This is a genomic window from uncultured Desulfovibrio sp., from assembly GCF_902477725.1.
Lineage (GTDB): Bacteria > Desulfobacterota > Desulfovibrionia > Desulfovibrionales > Desulfovibrionaceae > Desulfovibrio.
On record NZ_CABSIF010000001.1, the window covers coordinates 308,165 to 327,546 of the forward strand.

Sequence of the window (19,382 nt, forward strand, 5' to 3'; positions counted from 1 at the left end):
TCGCTGCACGGTGTCTGTGGGGGAATATATTGCGGCGCTGCTGGCGTCAGAAAAGCTGGGCGCGCAGGTCACGTGCCACAAGCTCTTTCCGCCAGTGGAACCATGCTACGCGCCCACGCACCTGCCCTGGCCCGCAGCCATCAGCCGTGCCCTGGAGCAGCGCGGCATCAACGGGCTGTACAGCCATCAGGCCCTTGCCACAGACCACATCCGCGCCGGGCATTCCATTGTTGCGGCCACGCCCACGGCCAGCGGCAAAAGCCTTATCTACAACCTGCCCGTGCTCGACCGCTACCTGCGCGACCGTGACGCCCGCGCCCTGTATCTCTTCCCGCTCAAGGCTCTGGCGCAGGATCAGCTTGGCGCGTTCAATGCACTGGTGGAGGGCTGGCCCAAGGAGGCCCGCCCCACAGCCGCCCTGTATGACGGCGACACCACCGACCATTTTCGCCGCAAAATCCGGCGCAATCCGCCCACGGTGCTTATCAGCAATCCCGAGATGCTGCATCTCGGCATTCTGCCCCACCACGAGCAGTGGGCGGAATTTCTGGCAGGCCTGAGCCATGTGGTTGTGGACGAAGCCCACACCTACCGGGGCGTGTTTGGGGCGCACATGGCCCAGGTATTCCGGCGGCTCAACCGCATTGCCGGGCGCTACGGCGCACGGCCCGTCTATGTGCTGTGTACGGCCACTGTGGGCAATCCCGGCGAGCTGGCGGCAGCGCTGACCGGCACGGATGCGCCCGCCGCAGCGCCTGTCCTTGCCACAGATTCCCCATCTCCGGTTCCTTCCTCTGCTTCTGCCGCCCGCACAGCGGATGCGCCAGTGGTTATTGACCAGTCCGGCGCGCCGCAGGGCCCACGGCACTTTGTTTTTCTCAATCCGGAGCAAAGCCCTGCCACAGCCGCCATTGACCTGCTCAAAGCGGCGCTGGCCCGCAACCTGCGCACCATAGTCTACTGCCGCTCGCGGCGCATGACAGAACTCATCAGCCTGTGGGCCGGGCAATCGGGCGCATTTTCCGAGCGAATTTCCGCCTATCGCGCGGGCTTTCTGCCAGAAGAACGGCGCGGCATCGAGGCCCGCATGGCCTCTGGCGAGCTGCTGGCCGTGGTCAGCACCAGCGCGCTGGAACTTGGCATAGACATTGGCGGGCTGGACGTGTGCATCCTTGTGGGCTACCCCGGCACTGTCATGGCTACCTTGCAACGTGGGGGGCGCGTGGGCCGCGCGCAGCAGGAATCCGCCGTTATCGTGGTGGCGGGCGAGGATGCGCTGGATCAGTATTTTGCCCGCAATCCCGAAGATTTTTTCAGCCGCCCTGCGGAAAAGGCCGTAGTCAATCCTGACAACGAGGTCATTCTGACCCGCCATCTGGAGTGCGCGGCGGCAGAAATGCCCCTCACACCCGGAGAAGCCATGCTGGCAAGCCCCGCAGCACGCGCCGCCGCCCGCGCGCTCAACGCCAAGGGGCTGTTGCTGCAATCGGCGGATGGCACCCAACTGCTGGCCGCCCGCAAGCGGCCCCAGCGGCATGTGGATTTGCGCGGCACGGGCCAGACCTTCAGCATTGAAGATCAGGACGGTCAGATCATCGGCTCTGTGGATGGCTTTCGCGCATGGCAGGAGACGCACCCCGGCGCTGTTTACCTGCACCGGGGCCGCAGCTATGTGATTGAAGAGATGGACCCGGCCCGCGCCCGCATTGTGGCCAAGGCGACCAAAGTTTCGTGGTTTACGCGCACACGCGGGCAAAAAAGTACGGATATTCTTGAAGAAGTCGAGCGCGCATCCTTGGGCCGCGTGCTTGTCTGCCGTGGCCGCCTGCGCATCACCGATACCGTGACCGGTTATGAGAAGCGTTCTACATCTGGCAACCGCCTGCTCACCATCACGCCGCTTGCCGCGCCGCCGCAGGTTTTTGAAACCGAGGGCCTGTGGTACGTCATACCAGACAGCATCCGTGCCTCGCTGGAAGAACGTTTTCTGCACTACATGGGCTCCATCCACGCACTCGAGCACGCGGCCATCGGCCTGCTGCCCCTGCTTATCATGGCCGACCGCAATGACTTTGGCGGCATTTCCACACCGCTGCATGCCCAGACCGGGCTGTCTGGCGTGTTCATTTATGACGGCCTACCGGGTGGGGCGGGCCTGACCCGTCAGGCCTTTCCCGATGCGCGGGGCCTGCTGGAAGCCACCTTCAAGGCTGTTGCCGCCTGCCCCTGCGAGGACGGCTGCCCCTCCTGTGTGCATTCGCCCAAGTGCGGCTCCGGCAACAGGCCCATCAGCAAAATCGGCGCGCTGGAACTGCTGCGCGAAATGCTGGCCCCCGGCACGGAAGGCGAGGCCCTGTGTCGCGACCTGCGCATCAGCCCCGCCCCTGACAGGCTGGATATGGAATCGCTGGACGCCGCCTCTGCCCTGGCGGCAGCACCCCGGCCTGCGGTTTCGGCCCTGGATTTCATCAATGACGGCAGCCAGCCCGAAGCCGCGCATACTGCAATGGAGGAACAATCCATGAGCAAAAAGCACTCCGCGCCAGACAACCAGAACAGTCTGTTTGGCGCTAACGGGCTTGCGCAATCCGGCCCCGGAGGCAGCGCCCCTGCGCCACAGGGCGCGACCAGCAGCACCCCGGGCGCACAAGGAACAACTACTTTTGATGCCGCAGGCCTGTTGACGTACGTTCCCGTGCCGCCGCCCAAAAATTTTGTGGTCTTTGACGTGGAAACCCGGCGCTCCGCCGCCGAGGTGGGCGGCTGGAACCGGGCCGACCGCATGGGCGTGAGCATTGCCGTGGCCTATGACAGCAAGGCGGACGACTATTTCTCCTACCAGCAGGAGGAACTGCCCGCCCTGTTCGAGCGCCTGCACGCGAGCGACCTTGTGGTCGGCTTCAACAGCCTGCGCTTTGACTACGCCGTGCTCTCGTCCTTTGCGCCCTTTGATCTGCACAAGCTGCCCAGCCTTGATCTTTTGCAGCGCGTGTACGAACGCCTGAATTACCGCCTTCCACTGGACAATCTGGGGCAGGCCACCCTGGGCGAACCCAAGAGCGCCGACGGTCTGCAAGCCCTGCAATGGTGGAAGGAAGGAAGGCTGGAAGATATCGCCACGTATTGCCGCAAGGATGTGGACATCACCCGCCGCCTCTATCTGCACGGTCTGGAGCAGGGCTTTTTGCTGTTCAGCAACAAGGCTGGCTCCCGCGTGCGCGTTCCTGTGGATTTTCACCGGCGCTGAGATCGCCTTAGTCGGAAAAAGCAAGACGCCCGCGATAGCGGGCGTCTTGCTTTCAAATATCTGTGCCGCGGCAGCGTTATTTCAACTTTTTCAATGTCTTTTCCATACCTTCCGGCAGAGGGTAGACGTGATCCTCACCGGGAAAAGCGCCTGCGCGCACTTCACGCGCATAGGCCTCCACCGCTGAGCGCAGGCTCGCGCCCACTTCGCCAAAGCGTTTGACGAAGCGCGGCAGGTGGCTCAGGGTCATGCCCGTCATATCCTGCCACACCAGCACCTGCCCATCGCAGCCAGCGCCAGCGCCGATGCCGATAACCGGGATGGACAGGGCCTGCGTCACGCGCTCTGCCAGAGGCGCGGGCACGCATTCCAGCACCAGGGCGAAAGCCCCAGCTTCTTGCAGGACGCGGGCATCGTCCAGCAGCTTTTGGGCTGCGGCCATGCTTTTGCCCTGCACCTTGAACCCGCCAAAAGCATTCACCGATTGCGGCGTGAGGCCAAGATGCCCCATGACGGGAATGGAAGCCCGCGTCAGCGCCCGCACTTCTGCGGCAAATTCCGCGCCGCCTTCAAGCTTGACCGCCTGGGCGCGGCCTTCTGTCATGAGCCGTCCGGCGTTGCGCACGGTGTCTTCCACTGAAACGTGGTAGCTCATAAAGGGCATGTCGCAGACCACAAGGGCTTTTTGCGCACCGCGTGCCACGGCGGCGCAGTGGCGCACCATGTCGTCCACCGTGACGGAAAGCGTGTCGGGATAGCCCAGCATGACCATACCCAGCGAATCGCCCACAAGCAGGGCATCCACCCCGGCCATGTCCATGACCCGTGCGGTGCTGTAGTCATAAGCCGTCAGCATGACGAGCTTTTCCTGCCCTTTGGCCTCGCGGAAGGTCACTATGGTGTTCTTCATGACTGAGCCTCCTTCTGGTTGGCATCGTGGGCCAGACCCATGATGAGGTGGGTAAGCTTGGCAGCCGTAAAGTCCGCATGGTGCAGGCCCTCGATGGGGGCCAGCTCCACCACGTCCAGACCCACCACGCGGCGGCCCGCCACGCAGCGTTCCAGCATGTACTGAGCTTCGCGCCAGTTGATGCCGCCGGGCGAGGGCGTTCCCGTGGCTGGCATGATGGACGAATCAAGCCCGTCCACATCAAAAGTTATGTAAATATTTTTGGGGAAATCCTCTGGCAGGGGCAGCTCCGGCAGGCCCACGCGGGCAAGGAAGTAGGCGTCGTAATGAGTGACGTTGAACTTCTTGCGGATCTCGGCTTCTTCCCGGCAGAAATCACGCACGGCAAACTGCGTGAGCGGCAGGCCGAGGTCGGCCACGGCGCGGTACATGACGCTGGCGTGTGAAAAGGGGCTGCCCTCATACTGGGGCCGCAGGTCGGCGTGGGCGTCAAACTGCACAACGCCAAAGGGTTCACCCGTTTTTTCCGCCTGCCGGGCAAGTGCCCGCAAGGCCCCAAGCGTTACGGTATGTTCGCCGCCCAGCACCACAGGCACCGCCTCGCAGGCAATGGCATGGGCCACAGCGGCCTCTATGCGGTCAAGCGTGTCGGTTATGGGGCCAGCGCAGTCCACGGCCTGAGCGGTAAAAAAACCTGACTCGCCCGGTGCGAATCCGCATTCCCAGGCTTCAAGCTGGTGGGATGCGGCAAGCAGGGCTTGCGGGCCTTTGACCGTGCCGCCGCCATAAGAAACACTCTGCTCCAGAGGAACGGGGATAATGTGAAACCCTGCCTGCTCCGGTGCAGACTGGGGATATTCAGAAGCCAGAAACTTGTCTTGCATGTGATCCTGCCGTGATTTGACATAAAAAAACGGCCCGCTTGGGGAGGCAGGCCGTTTCGGTTGGAGGAGACTGTCAGCAAAAGAAAGGAAGGTACTTTCCAAGCTGCAATGGCCGTGCCACAAAAAGCAGCATGCGAATAATCATATAACACGCTGCTTTTTATTGGTAATTTTTTTCAGCCTCTCACTGGGCGCGTTAAAAATGTTTAACCCCACGTGCCTGCGCCCTGCCTGGAAGGCGCAAAACTGTACAAAATATTTTCTTGCACAGACTACTGCACAGTGTCCTTGCCCGGCGCAACAGCCGCCCCCTGCAAAGAAAGGGAAAGCTTTTCGGCCAGTTCGCGCGCGGCGGGCGTATTGCGCCATTCGTCAAAGAGTTTCTGCCAGCCGCCAAAATCCACAAAGTTGCGGTCAAGCTGCGCTTCGTGCATCTGCACCCAGGCGTTGAAAAGCTGCATCTGCACCTGGAAGGTGGCGCTCTCAAAAATCATGGCCGCAGTATCGCGGGGCATGACCTGACCGTCCACATGGGCCAGAACGAAATTACAGACCGCGCGGCGGGAGGTTTCAAAGGTCACTTCCTGACCGTTCATGTCTTCTGCCAGGGGCAGCAGACGGGGGAACATCTCGCTGATGCGCTCCATGGCCTTGACTGGCACGGCGATGAACAGCGCGGGCTGGCCGTCCGCAGCGGCAGGGGCTTCGGGTTTTTCAGAGATGAAATAAAAACGCAGCCAGTTCTCGAACATGACGGCTTCCAGAACCTTGGCAACGCCATTCTGAAATTGTTCTTGAGCTTCGGGCATGGGGACTCCCTTAGTGTTTTACGGCCACGACCCGCAGCCGCCGATAATCAGCAATCCAACCGCCGTTATTCCACATGGATGCGCGCAGGGCATCCGCCACGGCGGCAAAAACTTTTTCCTGAGCCTCTGGGGCCACGCAATCCAGATCCTGGGCAAAAAACTGGGCCATCCAGCGGGCAAGGCCTTCTTCCCCGCCCTTGAGAGGGGTGGGCCTGTCGTATTCTTCCGCCAGCCGCACGGAAAACCCGTGCCGGGTCAGCATGGCCGCATATTCCTGCGCCGAGGGGAAATAAAAACGCTCGCTGTTCAGATACGCCGGGCCAATGCCTTCCCCTGCCAGCACGGCCTGAAAGGCCGCCCCAAAGGCAGCGCGGATACGCCCGATATTGCCCTGCGCGCCAAATTCGCACACCAGAAGGCCGCCGGGGCGTAGCGCCCGCGCCATGGCGGCGGTCAGGCGCTCCTGATCTTCTATCCAGTGCAGCGCGGCGTTGGAAAACAGCGCGTCCACGCAGCCGTTCCACGGCATGTCGCAGGCGTCCATTACCAGAAATTCCACCTGCGGCAAGCGCATCCGGGCCTGCACGATCATGTCGGGCGAGGCGTCAATGCCCACCACGCGGGCGGCTCTGGCGGCCAGAGCTTCTGTCAGCGCACCAGTGCCGCAGCCAACGTCAACGATAAAACCCAGGCCATCGGGCAGCAGGCTCAGCAGGTTTTCACCATAGGCCGCCACAAAATCGTGGTTCTGGTCATAAAGACGGGCATCCCAATCCATGAATCCGGTTCTCCCTGCGCGGCGAAAAAAAGCGCAAGCGCCACTTGTTGTAAACATCAGACTACAGCGCGTCAATGCGGCGAGCTGATTTGCAGCAACAATGCCGCCCGTTCCCCGCCAGAAATGATCGTGCTCAGGCCTGCTTTTCCCGCAATGCGCGCCTTTGCATTGCGCGGTTGCCCACTTGCCCGAGTACTGCGGCGGCAAGCCCAGTGCAGGCGCTCACCAGCCCCAGCGGCACGGCGGTATCGCCCCCGGCCAGCCCCACAAGGGGCGAGGTGCACGCGCCAAAAATAAAGACCGCCACGCCCAGAATGCCCGAGGCCGTTCCCGCGCCCACATTTTGCGCGCTGATGCCAAGGGTAAAGCTGGTGGGAAGCGTCATGCCCTGAAGGGCGATCATGAAAAACAGTCCCACGAGCAGCGGCAAGGGCGAGGCTGGCGCTATCACCGTCACGGCCAGCACGCCAAGGCAGGCCGCGCAGCGCAACGTGTTGCCGAGTTGCAGCAAACGTGCTTCGCCAAAGCGGCGCGACAGCCGGGCCGTGGCAAGGGCAACAAACATGACGCTCAAGGCGTTGCAGCCAAAAATGACGCTATAGCCCTGCGGCGAGATGCCGTACATGCCCTGCAACACAAAAGGCGAAGCCGCCACGTAACCGAAAAATCCGCCCATGGTGAAACCCTGCACGCCCACATAACACATGAAGGGCTTTTGCCGCAAAAGCTCGCCCATGGCCTTCCATGAGGCGCGCAAGCCGCCCTCGCGGCGCATGGTTTCCGGCAGGGTTTCGGGCAGGCCTGCGGCGCTCAGCACGATCAGCAGTACCCCAAAGCCCGTCAGAAAATAAAAAATCAGGGGCCAACCGCTCAGGGATGCCAGCCACCCACCCAGAAGCGGCCCGGTAATGGGGGCAATGCCGTTGACCGCCATGAGCAGGCTCATGAAGTTGGTCAGCTCCGGCCCGCGGAACAGATCGCAGGCCATGGCGCGGGCCAGCACAATGCCCCCTGCCCCGCCAAGTCCCTGCGCAAAACGCAGGGCAATAAAGCTGTTGCCCGTTTTTGCCGCTGCGCAGCATATGGAAGCCAGCGTAAAGAAGATCAATGCCACGAACAACGGCTTGCGCCGCCCTGTGGAATCTGAAATGGGTCCCACAAACAATTGCCCGAGGGCCATGCCCAGCAGACAGGCCGTGATGGTCAACTGGGTTGTTGCCGTGGAAATGTTAAGGTCTGCCGCCAGCGCGGGCAGACTTGGCAGATAGGTATCGGTACACAGCGGGCCAAAGGCGGCCATCATGCCCAGCAAAAGCGCCAGAAACAGCCTGCGGCGGCGTGGCAGCTTTGCGCCGGCACCCACAATATAATCATTTTCCGTAATGCGCATGTTTGTCCTTTTTTTTTCTTTGCGCGATATTCGGGACGGGCGCGGGCAAAGTCAAGGGCGGGGAATGCCCCTGCGCGGCTCTGGTATGCGCTGCCGCCTTATGCTACCCTGCGCCTATGATTGATTACGCTCAAGCCCTTAACGAAGCCCAGTACGAGGCAGCCACCTGCGGCGACGGCCCGGTGCTGGTTGTGGCAGGCGCAGGCAGCGGCAAAACCCGCACCATCGTCTACCGTCTGGCATGGCTGGCAGAACACGGCGTTGAACCTGACGCCATGCTCCTGCTCACCTTTACCCGCAAGGCCGCGCATGAAATGCTGCACCGCGCGGGGCTGTTGCTCAATCAGGGGCTTGCAGGCGTGCAGGGCGGCACCTTCCACGCCTTTGGCTTTGGGGCGCTCCGGCGCTGGAAGCCCGCGTGGCTTGGCGACAGACCCTTCACAGTCATGGATTCCGCCGACATCAACGAGGCGGTCAAGCACTGCAAGGATCAGCTCAAACTGGGCAAGGGCGACAGGTCGTTTCCCAAAACCCAGAGCATTGTGGGGCTGCTGAGCAAGGCTCGCAACAAGGAACTGCCGCTGGACGAAGTGCTGCGGCGCGAGGCTTTTCATCTGCTGCCCCATGCCGACGGCCTGGCCCGGCTGGGCGATGCCTACAATGCCTACCGCCGCGACAAGGGCCTGCTGGATTACGATGATCTGCTGTTCGAGCTTGAGGCCCTGCTGCGCGAAAATCCGCTGGCAGCCGCCTCGCTGAGGCAGAGGTTCAGCCATATTCTCGTTGACGAGTATCAGGATACAAACCTGGTTCAGGCCCGCATTGTGCGCCTGCTGGCAGGGCCGATGGACGGTCCCCCAGGCAACGTCATGGCGGTGGGCGACGAAGCCCAGTCCATCTATGCTTTTCGCGGTGCCAACGTGCGCAACATATTGGACTTTCCCACGCTTTTTCCCGGCGCGCGCGTGGTTCGGCTGGAAGAAAACTACCGCTCCACCAAGCCAGTGCTGGATGTGGCCAACAACCTGCTCTCCCACGCTGCGGAATCCTTCCGCAAAAACCTGTTCACGCGCAAGGAAGGCGGCGACCCGGTACGACTTGTGACGCCGCTCAGCGACATGAGTCAGGCCAAGCTGGTGGTGCGCCGGGTTGAAGAACTGCTGGCGACCCATCTGCCGCACGAAATCGCGGTGCTTTTCCGCGCTGGCTTCCATTCCTACAATCTGGAAATGGCCCTCAATCAGGCGGGCATTGCCTTTCGTAAATACGGCGGGCTGCGCTATACCGAGGCCGCCCACGTCAAGGATGTTATTGCCTACGCGCGCCTGCTGCTCAACCCGCTCGACCTGCCCGCCTTTGCCCGTGTGGCGGCCCAGCACAGCGGCATTGGCCCCAAGACGGTGGAAAAACTCTATGCCGTGGCCCGCAGCGGCGATCAGAAATCCACAGAAAAAGCCTTTGCCAAGTATCCGGGTTTTCTGGAAGACATGCGCTTTGTGGACGACCTGCGCGCCCGGCCCATGCCGCCCTCGGGCGCGCTATCATCAGTTCTTGAACATTACCGCCCCCGCCTCGAGGCCCTCTACCCGGAAGACTGGCCCCGCCGCCAGCAGGGGCTGGAAGAAATCATCCAGATGGCCTCCGGTTACAGTGAGCTGGATCTCTTTGTGGCAGATCTGGCCCTTGAAGCGCCGGAAGACGATGACGCCGACAGCAATGAAGGCAAGATCACCCTTTCCACCGTACATTCGGCCAAGGGGCTGGAGTGGAACGCCGTTCTGATCATTGATCTGGTGGAAGACCGCTTTCCCTCGCGCCACGCTCTCGCGCGGCCAGAAGATTTTGAAGAAGAACGCCGCCTCATGTACGTGGCCTGCACCCGCGCGCGACAGTGCCTTGACCTTTACGCCCCGGCCTCGCTCTACAACAGGGCGGAGCGCGGCAGTCAGCACGTGAGCCAGAGTCCCTTTGTGCGCGAGCTTGCGCCCGGCATGGTGGAAGAATGGATTGAAGGCTTCGGCGGCGTGCTTTCGCGTCGCAGCGTTGGCGGCGTGGGCTTTGGGCGCAAAACCGCCGTGCCTTCAGCTGGCGGGCCTGGTGGGGCGCAGGGATTTTCGGGCGGGCTTTTGCCGCGTCCGCAGCGCCCGACAAGCCACGATGTCTATGACGACTGCCAGCTTGCGCCAGACGATGCGCCGGGCTGCGCGTCAGCGAGAGGCCCGGCTGGGCAGGCCCTTCCCGTTGCGAATCCCGTGTCCGCCCCTGCGGCGGCTCATGGGAACTCAAGGCCGCAGGCCGCAGGCGATGGCGAACTGTGCTACTGCCGCCACCGTATTTTCGGCCGCGGCAAGATCGTACGCCATCTGCCGCCGGACAAGGTGCAGGTGAATTTCCCTGGCTTTGGCCTCAAGGTCATTCTGAGCGAATATCTGATTCTGGAGAGCTGATATGGTTCCGCCCCACGCATCCCCTGTTTCTCATGGCTCTCTTTCTGAAGACGGCATTCTGGCCTGTCTTGGCAGACATTTTCCGCAGACCGGGCCTTCCCTGCTGCTGGGCAGGGGCGACGATTGCGCCGTGCTGCGCGGCGGCAAGCCCCTTGCTGTGAGCAGCGACCTTTTTCTGGAAGACGTGCATTTTCGCCGCTCGTATTTTACCCCTGAAGAAACAGGCTACAAGGCGCTGGCCGTCAATGTGAGCGATCTTGCGGCCTGCGGGGCGCGGCCCGCGGCCTTTACCCTCTGCCTCGGCCTGCCCGGCTGGGTGGACGAACCGTGGCTGGACGCGTTTTTCTCCGGCATGGCCGGTCTTGCCAAGCAACACAACATGGTGCTGGCCGGAGGCGATCTTTCCGGCTGTGAGCGTCTGCATATTTCTGTGACAGTGTGGGGCGAACCCGCCGACCCCGGCACCTTTCTTGTGCGCGGTGGCAGCATGCCCGGCGATGTGCTCTTTGTAGTGGGACGTCTGGGCCTTGCCCGCGCGGGGCTCAAAGCTCTTGAAGCTCAGGGCCGCGCGGCCCTGGCGCAGTGGCCCGCCGCCTGCGCGGCGCACCTGCACCCCGAGCCGCAGGTGGACGCTGGCCTCATGCTGGCGCGGGCAGGATTCAATGCCCGACCGCCTGCGCTCATGGATGTTTCTGACGGCATCATGCGCGATCTGCCCCGGTTGCTTGGCCTTACGGGCGAGTTGAGCGCTGCGGGTCAGGTCTCGCGCGGCAGCTTGGGGGCGGAAATTATGCTGGCCCGTGGGCAACTGCACCCCGAAGTAGTGAGCTATGCCGAAGCCCATGGCAAAAATCCCGTACACGAAGCCCTGCTTGGCGGCGAGGATTACGCCCTGCTTGGTTCGTGCGCGCCCGACATGCTGCCCCCCCTGCATGCGGCCATACCGCGCCTTACAAGCATCGGCGTTGTGACCGCTGGCGGCGGTCTTGTGTGCAACAACGAACCGCTGGACACTCTGGCGGACATGCGCGGCTTTGACCACTTTGAGCACAAAGGGCAGGAGGCCTGACCTGCGCGCATGGCAAAACAAAGGAAACCCCGCATGAGCACCATCTCGCAGCGGTCAGCATCCGCGCCGCTTTCAGAAGATCAACCTTCCATTTCTTCTCAAATGGTTGAAGAATTCCGCGCTGTCTGCCGCGATGCATGGAAGCAGGGCCTGCTGTCCGGCTGCAACGGCAACGCCAGCCGCAGACTTGGCAGCAACGCACCAGGGCTTGTCTGCGTCACGCGCAGCGGCGCTGCCAAGGGCAGGCTGACCGCCGCCGACTGTTGCCTTATGGACATCGCCACTGGCGCAACCGTGTCAGGCGGGCCAGCGTCCACTGAATCGGGCATGCACCTTGCCATCTATCGCGCCCTCCCGGACTGTAATGCCATCCTGCACACCCACCCTCGCCGCCTGCTTGCTTTGAGCCTGCGGCTGGCGGGCAGACAGGAGGACTTTTTGCGCCTGCCCCTCTTTGAAGCCGAAGTGTGGCGTGCCAAGCTGGGCTTTGCCCCGGCCCTGCCCCCCGGCACCACCGAGCTGGCAGAGGCCGTAGCTCTGGCTGCCAGCGGCAAGGATGCCGTGTGGATGGCCGGGCATGGCCTGTGCTGCCTTGGGCGTACCCTGGCCGAAGCCCTGTGTCTGGCTGAAGAACTGGAGCATCTGGCCGCGCTGCAGATACTTGCCACGGTTTAGCGCAGGCATTGCAGCCGCACCTTTCAGCCCGCTTTTGGCGGGCTTTTTTGTTTCTTTTAGTGTTACAACTTGCAAAAACATATGCGCTATTGTAGCATTCAATAAAATTTCGTAACACAAATCAAAGGAGCCCTCCACCATGCATATCCGTTCGCACTTCTGCGCTGCTCTGGCCCTTATGGGTCTCATGATTTCCAGCACTGCCGCCCTGGCCCACGAATTCATCCTCAAGCCCGACACGGCAACCCCTGCCGCCGGTCAGAAAACCCGCATGCAGGCGCAGGCAGCCCATGTGTTCATGGTCAGCGAAGAAGCCGAAAATCCCGCCAACGTGCATCTGTACCTCTTGCAGGGCGACAAAAAAACCGACATCGCCCTTGTGGAAGACAAGGCGCTTGTTGCGCTGGTGGGCGACTTCACCCTCGCGCAGAATGGCCCCGCCATGTTGGTGGGCCACCGCCTGCCCCAGATATGGTGCGAAACAACGCAGGGTGAAATGGAAGGCAGCCGTGCCGCCCTTGAAGCCAAGGGCATGAAGGTCAAATCTTCCGGCAAGTATGAAAAATTCGCCAAGACTCTGCTCAATCCCGCCAGCAAGGATACCCTGTTCGGCAAGGCTCTTGGCCAGGATCTGGAACTTGTGCTGCTGAGCAATCCCGCAGACATCAAGCCCGGCAGCCCCTTGAACGTGCAGGTGCTGCTGCGCGGCAAGCCCGTGCCCAATGCCACTGTGGGCCTGACCCACGATGCCTTCAGCAAGGAGCAGGACACTTACAAATCCAAGGCTCAGACCGATGCGCAGGGCAAGGCCTCCTTTACCATAGACAAGCCCGCCCTGTGGATGCTGCGCACCACTGTGGTGGAAAAGACCCCCGGCGCGGACGCTGACGAGCACCATCTGCGCGCCACCTATGTGTTCCCCGTAAAGTAGCCCCATATCCACACGCAGGTAGGCGGGGGAAGGTTCGCTTTCTCCCGCCTGATCGCATTCCCCACATCTGTTTGAGGCAAGGAAGTTATATGCGCATTTTTCTTTTGAGGCGCTACGCCGCCATCTGCCTTGCGGCTGCGCTGCTTCTGGCAGGCGCTTCGGCTCAGGTTTCGGCCCATGCTCTGTATGCGGCAGATACCCGGCACGACGGCGTGGTGCTTGTGCAGTTTGCCTACTCCAGCGGTGAGCAGCCCACCTATGCCAAGGTGGAGGTGTACAGCCCCGCAGACGACAAGGTGGAATTTCAGAATGGCCGCACGGACGCGCAGGGGCGATTTGCCTTCATGCCTGATGCGCCGGGCCGCTGGCGCATCATCATGGCCGACAACATGGGCCACAGGGTTGAACACCCGGTGGAAATCAGCGCAGCTCAGGGTTCCGCAGCCGCAGACAGCGGGCACGATGCGGGGCCGGGCGGCTTTGCCATGCCCTTGCGCATTCTGCTGGGCCTGAGCCTCATTGCGAACATGGCGCTGGCGGCTGCCGTGCTGCGCCGCAGAAAAAAACTTACGGCCTGACTGCTCCAAATTATTTTTGACCGCAAAAAAACGGGTGCCTCCTGATGGAAGCACCCGTTTTTAGATCTGGCAATAAGCGTTTATTTCGGCTCGATAACTTCCCTGCCACCCATGTAGGGAACCAGCACCTTGGGCAGCACAAGGCTGCCGTCCTTTTGCTGACAGTTTTCAAGGATGGCGGCAATGGTGCGGCCCGTGGGCAGGCCGGAGCCGTTGAGCGTGTGCAAAAACATGGCCTTGCCGCCCTTGGGCTTGAAGCGGATATCAGCCCGGCGGGCCTGAAAATCCGTGCAATTGGAGCAGGACGAAATTTCGCGGAAGGTCTTTTGCGTGGGCAGCCACACTTCCACATCATAGGTCTTGGCGGAGCTGAAGCCAATGTCGCCCGTGCAGAGCGTGATGACGCGGTAGGGCAGTTCTAGCATTTCCAGCAGGTTGCAGGCATGACCGCGCATGATCTCAAGCTGGTTGAAGCTGTCGTCAGGATGGGCGAAACGCACCATCTCTACCTTGGTAAACTGGTGCATGCGGATAAGGCCGCGCGTATCCTTGCCCGCGCTGCCCGCCTCAGAGCGGAAGCAGGGCGTGGCCGCGCAGTAGGCGCGGGGCAGATCGGCCTCGTCCAGCACTTCGCCAGCGTGCAGGTTGGTCAGCGGCACTTCGGCAGTGGGGATCAGGTAGTATTCCCACTCGCGCAGCTTGAACAGGTCTTCCTCAAACTTGGGCAACTGGCCCGTGCCAGTCATGCTGGCGCGGTTGACCATGTAGGGTGGGCAGACCTCAATATAGTCTTCAGCCACTGTGTGCTGATCAAGAAAAAAGTTCACCAGTGCGCGCTCAAGGCGTGCGCCCCAGTTCAGGGACACCACAAAGCGGCTGCCAGTCAGGCGGGCGGCGCGCTCAAAATCAAGCCCGCCAAGGGCCACGCCCAGATCGCCATGCTCGCGCGGCTCAAAATCAAATTCGCGCGGCGTGCCCCAGCGGCGCACCTCCACGTTTTCCGATTCGTCCTTGCCCACTGGCACGGCGGCGTCAGGCAGGTTGGGTACGCGCATGAGCCAGGTTTCCACATCGGCCTTGGCCTGGGCGGTTTCAACGTCCAGCTCCTTGATGCGGTCAGAAACGCCGCTCATTTCGGCCAGCAGGGCCGTGGCATCTTCGCCAGCACGTTTTTTGGCGGCCACTTCGGCAGAGGCCGCGTTGCGGCGGCTCTTGAGGGTTTCCACCTCGGTCAGCAGGGCGCGGCGGCGGGCGTCCAGCGCCAGAAATTCATTAACATCCAGATCCGAATGCCTGTCGGTCAAAGCCTTGGCCAGCACTTCGGGCTGTTTTTGCACCAGTTTGAGGTCAATCATAGCCGCTCCTGAAAAAACGCGCACCGCGCGGGATATAGCAGAATCTGCTCCACATGAGGATGGGGAGCGCAACAGACAGGCTGTAGCATGCTGGGCCGCTGCCTGCAAGGCGGCTGCATGCGGCCTGTATCTGACAATCCGGGGCAGGCAGACCTGCAAACCTTGCAAAAGGCAAATTTTGCGTATACGTAGTAACGAGTATTCTGGAGATTTTCTATACAAGTTACGTGAGGCCGTCATGAAACATTTACGCATTGTTCTTTGTATATCCCTGCTGGCGTTGCTTGCAGCCTGCGGGCCGAGCAACAATGTTCGACTCTTGCCGCCGCCCGCTCTGGACGCTTCGGTGCTTCCTTCTCCCAACGCACCCCGTGTGACCGTTGTGATGTTTGAAGACAAACGCATGGATCAGACCGTCATCGGCACCCGCCGCGACAGCAGCGCGTTTGTCACCACCGACAATGTCGCCCAGTGGATCAGCAAGGCTCTGGCCGATGAACTTGCGCGCAACGGCATGCAGGTTTCCTATTCCATCAGCGTGAACGAAGCGCGCAAGGGCAACCCCGACTTTATGGTTACTGGCCAGGTCGATGAAGCCAATATCCGCGAAACGTCCACCACCGACATGTCCACATCGCTGCGCGCAAACTACGTGCTTGCCAACCGGCAGGCGCGCATCCTGCGTGAATCGCTCAACGCGTCACAGTCGCGCACCGGCCTGCCCTCAGGGAGCGCTGCCGACAACCTGATGCTGGAAACTCTGCGCGACCTGGTCAAGCCCATGGCGCACAAGATTGTCCAGACCATCGAGGCAAAAAAATAAGCCCATGCGGGCCTTGCGTACATTGTTTTCCAGCTTGCCCCTGGCGGCACTGCTGGGAACTTTTGCCCTGCCGCCGGTCCTGCTGACCGGCGGTGCGGCATGCGCAGCAGAACACGCGCCCGGCCCTCCGACGGCAGTCTCTGCCGCTGACAAACCAGCAACGGCGGGTAAGGGTACCAACGGCAATACGGCTGACAACAACCAAGCCGAAAGCGCCAGCCCCTCGTCTCCCGCGCCTGATCCGCTCTCGCCTTTGGAAAACGGCCCATCTGCTTCCAGACCAGGCCCCCTCCCCCTGCCATCGCCCGTTCTTCGCAGCGCACACTGCCCCGCCGCTCCACTGCCCCCGCATGCCCAAAGGCTGTGCGCGGAAGCCGCCGCCCTTCTGGATACCCTGCACACTGCCGCAGCAGCCCTGCCCAACAGACGCGACATCCGCATGGGCATCACCGATTTCAACGAATACACGGCGCTGGCCGCAGAACTGTACACCCCGCTGACAGAGGTTGACCATGCAGTCGCTGGTGGGGATTCCGGCGCGCAAAGCATCACAGTCACCTTGCTGGCCCGGCCCGACGCGGCGGAAACACTGCTGCGGCTACTGCGCAATCCTGATGCCCTGAAAGTGCGGCGTTTGCTGCTGGCAGACCTGATGGCCGCAACGGCAAACGCCCGGCAGGTCGCTCAGGAGGTCGCCGCCGCCGATGCCTTGCCTGGAGCGGGCGGCTCCGGCGATGCGTCCCCGGGTTCTGGCGGTACATGGTATATTGCCAAGGCGACACTGCCGGGGCAGTTGACCCAGCACCCTCCCATGCCGACCCCCGAGGGCATTGCACGGGAGACGGCGCAACAGCAGGCGAGGCAGAAAGCTGACGCCTTGGCAGACACACTTGCCGCTGCCATTGCGGCTCTGGATACCTTGCGCCTTTCGCCCGAGGGTTGGCTGACCTCGGCAGAATCTCTGGCAGTCCTTGAAAAATCTGCCGTCAATCTGCCGCAGAGCGCCGCAACCCAGCTACTTCTGAGCGAGGCTCTTTTGCAGGCGGGCATGCCGCAGCGCAGTATCACTTCCTGCACTGCCGCACTGGAACTTGCCCCCGGCCTTGGGCGCGCGCGGTACATCCGCGCACTTGCCCACTGGCGCTTGCAGCAACTGGCCCTTGCCGAAGATGACCTGAGCGCCGTGCTGGAAGCAACAACGGATGAATTTCCCCACACTTCAGATAAAGTCCGGCTTTTGCGGGCGCGCGGCGCGTTGCGCATGCTGCGCAGCAACGAATCCGGCATGTGCGATGATCTGGCCGCCGCCTGCGCTCTGGGCGACTGCGAAGGCCTTGCCGCCGCCCGTGGGCAGCAGATGTGCCTTACACCTTCAAGGCAAGAGGGAGGCCAGCCCGCTGTTGATGCCGTCACGCCCCAACTGCCCGTCAAGGCTGGCGACACGGCCGAAAAACCATGAGCCGATCCCCTCTGCTTAAGGTTTACGGGCATGTGTATCCTGTAAACGATGATTTTTACGCGGCCCTGAAACAGGCCTGCGCCGGTGCCATGCCGGATGAAGATGACGTGCCTGTTCTTGAGCGTGACGGCGATATGGCCCGCATTTCCTTTGAAGGCATGTACTTTCCCGTAGATGAAGTACTGGCGGCACTTGAGAAACATATATGCCCGGAACATAAGGGAAAGCTCGACGTGCTTGATATGGAGGGCTGGCGGCTTAATCGCCACTCCTTCAACTGCGGACGTATTGAAAGCCACAGCGCTCCGCTGAACAATGTTCTGGATTACTCCGGCCATTGATTTCAGAATTTTGCCCTGCCTGCCTGAATTTCGTCATATTGCGCAGAGGCATCCCGCGCTTGCGCCGCTATTCTAAAATGTGATTTAATCACATTTTGCTCTCGAATTTCCGCGCCAAAGAATTATGGTTTTCATATTTTTTTGTTTGCGCCCTCCCTTTGCTCCCATAATCACAACCATTGTGCCCGCCGGATATTTGGCATCTTCGATATTTCTTTGGCACTCGCCTTTCTGTCCGAAATCTCTGGCGAAATGGTTCCCTTCTATATATTCTGGCGTTGAAATCGACAGAGTCTTTGCCGCAGTTCCGCGCAGCAGGGACAATGCCCCTGAACCAGGCAGGGCGGCAAGGGAGGGGGAACCGTGTCGATGCAAAAAAACACCAAGGAATCATTTTGCTGGGGCGTTGACCCTGATCTGGTCTATGGCCATGTGGATGCGGCAAAGGAGCGATTGCTGGAATTGCCAGTGGGGTCACTCGCGGGCAAATCTCTGGCTCACTGCATGCACCCGGATGACGCCGCCATGCTCCGCCGCGCCCTTGCTTCTGCCGAAACCATGGCGCTCACAGGCTGTACCGTGCGCTATGTGTGTCCCAGAGGCACACACACGGTTACCAGCCTGAACATAAGGCCCCTGTACAGTGCCAGCGGCGCACTTCTTGGCTTTGAGGGCGAAGAACACAACATAGGCTCTGTAGATATGCGCGGAGATTTCGCGCCCATTTTTGAGGAGGTGTTTGCGCATGATTTCATGGCGCTCTGCATCGTCAACAGGGATGGGCAGCTGCTGGCGGTCAACGCGCAGTACGCCATTATTGCGAACAAGCCCGCCAACGCTCTGGTGCGTTCCCACATTCTTGAAGTGGGCATTCCTTTCGTTGACGTGGTGGACGAGGCTTTCAGGATACTCCCTTCTGGCGAAGCCATTGCCGAGCAGGAGATCATCTGGGACAGCAAGGACTATGTCATGTCCATCTACGCCCTGCCCGATGCCTGCGGCGAGATCCGGTCCATCTGTGTGTCGCTGCGCGACATAAGTCTGCGCAAGGGGCTGGAGCGCCGGCTGGAGGCCGCCAATCGCCAACTGGAAGAGATGAATCTCAAGGATTACCTGACAGGCGTGTTCAACCGCCGCCATTTTGATGAATCCCTGCAAAGGGAAGTGGCGCGCCTTGCGCGGGAAGGCGGCGAGATGTGCGTTGGCATGGTCGATGTGGACAAATTCAAGCTATACAACGATGCCTATGGGCACCTTGCTGGGGACGACTGCCTTGCCCGTGCGGCAAAGGCCATGAGCGGCGCGCTTTTCAGGCCTGGTGATGCACTGTTCCGCTACGGCGGCGAAGAATTCGCCATCATCATGCCCCAGACAGGCAAGGAAAGCGCCACAATGGTTGCCGAGCGCGTGCGCGAAGCCATCAGCGCACTGCGCATCCCCCACTGCCAAAGCGCCCTTGGGCATGTGACCATCAGCATAGGCGTTGCGGCGCTCGATGCAGCCTGCGCCCAGTCAGGACACACGGCCTGCGAAAAACTCATCAGAGTAGCGGACAAAGCCCTGTACGTAGCTAAAAACAGCGGGCGCAACAAGGTCGCCTCAGCCGCATGCAGCATTGCTGAAAGCGATTAACGCTGCAAAAAAAGCCCCGCTGGTTTATCCGGCGGGGCTTTATGGTTAAGGCAA

The 19,382-nt window shown here is 61.3% G+C and carries 16 protein-coding genes; 10 read left to right on the forward strand and 6 right to left on the reverse strand.

Translation table 11 applies throughout. The features are described from left to right. Positions 1 to 10: 10 nt before the first annotated feature. A complete protein-coding gene (locus RDK48_RS01270) occupies positions 11 to 3,247 on the forward strand; it encodes a DEAD/DEAH box helicase (protein ID WP_298993835.1) in 3,237 nt (1,078 codons plus the stop codon). Between the two features lie 76 nt (positions 3,248 to 3,323). Here RDK48_RS01270 and panB read toward each other — a convergent pair whose 3' ends face one another. The 5 genes from panB to RDK48_RS01295 all read right to left on the reverse strand — a co-directional run bounded on the left by panB (position 3,324) and on the right by RDK48_RS01295 (position 8,018). Continuing rightward, on the reverse strand, positions 3,324 to 4,157 hold the full coding sequence (panB, locus tag RDK48_RS01275) for a 3-methyl-2-oxobutanoate hydroxymethyltransferase (RefSeq protein WP_298993837.1): 834 nt from the start codon (positions 4,155 to 4,157) through the stop codon (positions 3,324 to 3,326). Continuing rightward, positions 4,154 to 5,041 carry an agmatinase gene (speB, locus tag RDK48_RS01280; protein WP_192112600.1) on the reverse strand — a complete coding sequence of 296 codons (888 nt, stop codon included), beginning with the start codon at positions 5,039 to 5,041 and terminating at the stop codon, positions 4,154 to 4,156. Before speB ends, panB begins: the two co-directional genes overlap by 4 nt. Positions 5,042 to 5,313: 272 nt before the next feature. Continuing rightward, positions 5,314 to 5,850 (reverse strand): hypothetical protein, encoded by a 537-nt coding sequence (locus RDK48_RS01285; protein ID WP_192112599.1) that lies wholly within the window; start codon positions 5,848 to 5,850, stop codon positions 5,314 to 5,316. A 10-nt stretch (positions 5,851 to 5,860) separates the two neighbouring features. Next, complete coding sequence (locus tag RDK48_RS01290) at positions 5,861 to 6,628, reverse strand: class I SAM-dependent methyltransferase (protein ID WP_298993840.1); 768 nt, start codon at positions 6,626 to 6,628, stop codon at positions 5,861 to 5,863. A gap of 133 nt (positions 6,629 to 6,761) precedes the next feature. Continuing rightward, complete coding sequence (locus RDK48_RS01295; protein WP_298993842.1) at positions 6,762 to 8,018, reverse strand: multidrug effflux MFS transporter; 1,257 nt, start codon at positions 8,016 to 8,018, stop codon at positions 6,762 to 6,764. 116 nt (positions 8,019 to 8,134) lie between these two features. Here RDK48_RS01295 and RDK48_RS01300 point away from each other — a divergent pair, with 116 nt between their 5' ends. From RDK48_RS01300 to RDK48_RS01320, 5 genes are all read left to right on the forward strand, one after another. Then, on the forward strand, positions 8,135 to 10,465 hold the full coding sequence (locus RDK48_RS01300) for an ATP-dependent helicase (protein WP_298993844.1): 2,331 nt from the start codon (positions 8,135 to 8,137) through the stop codon (positions 10,463 to 10,465). A 1-nt stretch (position 10,466) separates the two neighbouring features. Next, entirely contained in the window at positions 10,467 to 11,534 is a 1,068-nt protein-coding gene (gene thiL / locus RDK48_RS01305) for a thiamine-phosphate kinase (RefSeq protein ID WP_298993846.1), read from the forward strand. A 33-nt stretch (positions 11,535 to 11,567) separates the two neighbouring features. Further along, positions 11,568 to 12,209 (forward strand): class II aldolase/adducin family protein, encoded by a 642-nt coding sequence (locus tag RDK48_RS01310; RefSeq protein ID WP_298993848.1) that lies wholly within the window; start codon positions 11,568 to 11,570, stop codon positions 12,207 to 12,209. A 139-nt stretch (positions 12,210 to 12,348) separates the two neighbouring features. Continuing rightward, entirely contained in the window at positions 12,349 to 13,140 is a 792-nt protein-coding gene (locus RDK48_RS01315; protein ID WP_298993850.1) for a DUF4198 domain-containing protein, read from the forward strand. An 89-nt stretch (positions 13,141 to 13,229) separates the two neighbouring features. Then, on the forward strand, positions 13,230 to 13,718 hold the full coding sequence (locus RDK48_RS01320) for a hypothetical protein (RefSeq protein WP_298993852.1): 489 nt from the start codon (positions 13,230 to 13,232) through the stop codon (positions 13,716 to 13,718). Between the two features lie 80 nt (positions 13,719 to 13,798). Here RDK48_RS01320 and serS read toward each other — a convergent pair whose 3' ends face one another. Further along, on the reverse strand, positions 13,799 to 15,073 hold the full coding sequence (gene serS, locus RDK48_RS01325; protein ID WP_298993854.1) for a serine--tRNA ligase: 1,275 nt from the start codon (positions 15,071 to 15,073) through the stop codon (positions 13,799 to 13,801). Between the two features lie 238 nt (positions 15,074 to 15,311). Here serS and RDK48_RS01330 point away from each other — a divergent pair, with 238 nt between their 5' ends. From RDK48_RS01330 to RDK48_RS01345, 4 genes are all read left to right on the forward strand, one after another. Then, entirely contained in the window at positions 15,312 to 15,896 is a 585-nt protein-coding gene (locus RDK48_RS01330; protein ID WP_298993856.1) for a hypothetical protein, read from the forward strand. 13 nt (positions 15,897 to 15,909) lie between these two features. Next, positions 15,910 to 17,355, forward strand: coding sequence for a hypothetical protein (locus RDK48_RS01335; protein WP_298993858.1), 1,446 nt, complete (start codon positions 15,910 to 15,912; stop codon positions 17,353 to 17,355). Next, complete coding sequence (locus RDK48_RS01340; protein WP_298993860.1) at positions 17,352 to 17,696, forward strand: hypothetical protein; 345 nt, start codon at positions 17,352 to 17,354, stop codon at positions 17,694 to 17,696. Before RDK48_RS01335 ends, RDK48_RS01340 begins: the two co-directional genes overlap by 4 nt. Positions 17,697 to 18,065: 369 nt before the next feature. Next, the gene (locus tag RDK48_RS01345) at positions 18,066 to 19,328 is read left to right on the forward strand and encodes a diguanylate cyclase (RefSeq protein ID WP_298993918.1); all 1,263 of its coding nucleotides are present in this window, start codon (positions 18,066 to 18,068) and stop codon (positions 19,326 to 19,328) included. The last annotated feature ends 54 nt before the right edge of the window (positions 19,329 to 19,382 follow it).

What these genes read in the sequence shown, in the direction of transcription:
- panB (WP_298993837.1), bottom strand. Translation starts at nt 4,157, where the DNA reads ATGAAGAACACCATAGTGACCTTCCGCGAGGCCAAAGGGCAGGAAAAG.
- speB (WP_192112600.1), bottom strand. Translation starts at nt 5,041, where the DNA reads ATGCAAGACAAGTTTCTGGCTTCTGAATATCCCCAGTCTGCACCGGAG.
- RDK48_RS01285 (WP_192112599.1), bottom strand. Translation starts at nt 5,850, where the DNA reads ATGCCCGAAGCTCAAGAACAATTTCAGAATGGCGTTGCCAAGGTTCTG.
- RDK48_RS01290 (WP_298993840.1), bottom strand. Translation starts at nt 6,628, where the DNA reads ATGGATTGGGATGCCCGTCTTTATGACCAGAACCACGATTTTGTGGCG.
- RDK48_RS01295 (WP_298993842.1), bottom strand. Translation starts at nt 8,018, where the DNA reads ATGCGCATTACGGAAAATGATTATATTGTGGGTGCCGGCGCAAAGCTG.
- RDK48_RS01300 (WP_298993844.1), top strand. Translation starts at nt 8,135, where the DNA reads ATGATTGATTACGCTCAAGCCCTTAACGAAGCCCAGTACGAGGCAGCC.
- thiL (WP_298993846.1), top strand. Translation starts at nt 10,467, where the DNA reads ATGGTTCCGCCCCACGCATCCCCTGTTTCTCATGGCTCTCTTTCTGAA.
- RDK48_RS01310 (WP_298993848.1), top strand. Translation starts at nt 11,568, where the DNA reads ATGAGCACCATCTCGCAGCGGTCAGCATCCGCGCCGCTTTCAGAAGAT.
- RDK48_RS01315 (WP_298993850.1), top strand. Translation starts at nt 12,349, where the DNA reads ATGCATATCCGTTCGCACTTCTGCGCTGCTCTGGCCCTTATGGGTCTC.
- RDK48_RS01320 (WP_298993852.1), top strand. Translation starts at nt 13,230, where the DNA reads ATGCGCATTTTTCTTTTGAGGCGCTACGCCGCCATCTGCCTTGCGGCT.
- serS (WP_298993854.1), bottom strand. Translation starts at nt 15,073, where the DNA reads ATGATTGACCTCAAACTGGTGCAAAAACAGCCCGAAGTGCTGGCCAAG.
- RDK48_RS01330 (WP_298993856.1), top strand. Translation starts at nt 15,312, where the DNA reads ATGAAACATTTACGCATTGTTCTTTGTATATCCCTGCTGGCGTTGCTT.
- RDK48_RS01340 (WP_298993860.1), top strand. Translation starts at nt 17,352, where the DNA reads ATGAGCCGATCCCCTCTGCTTAAGGTTTACGGGCATGTGTATCCTGTA.
- RDK48_RS01345 (WP_298993918.1), top strand. Translation starts at nt 18,066, where the DNA reads ATGCAAAAAAACACCAAGGAATCATTTTGCTGGGGCGTTGACCCTGAT.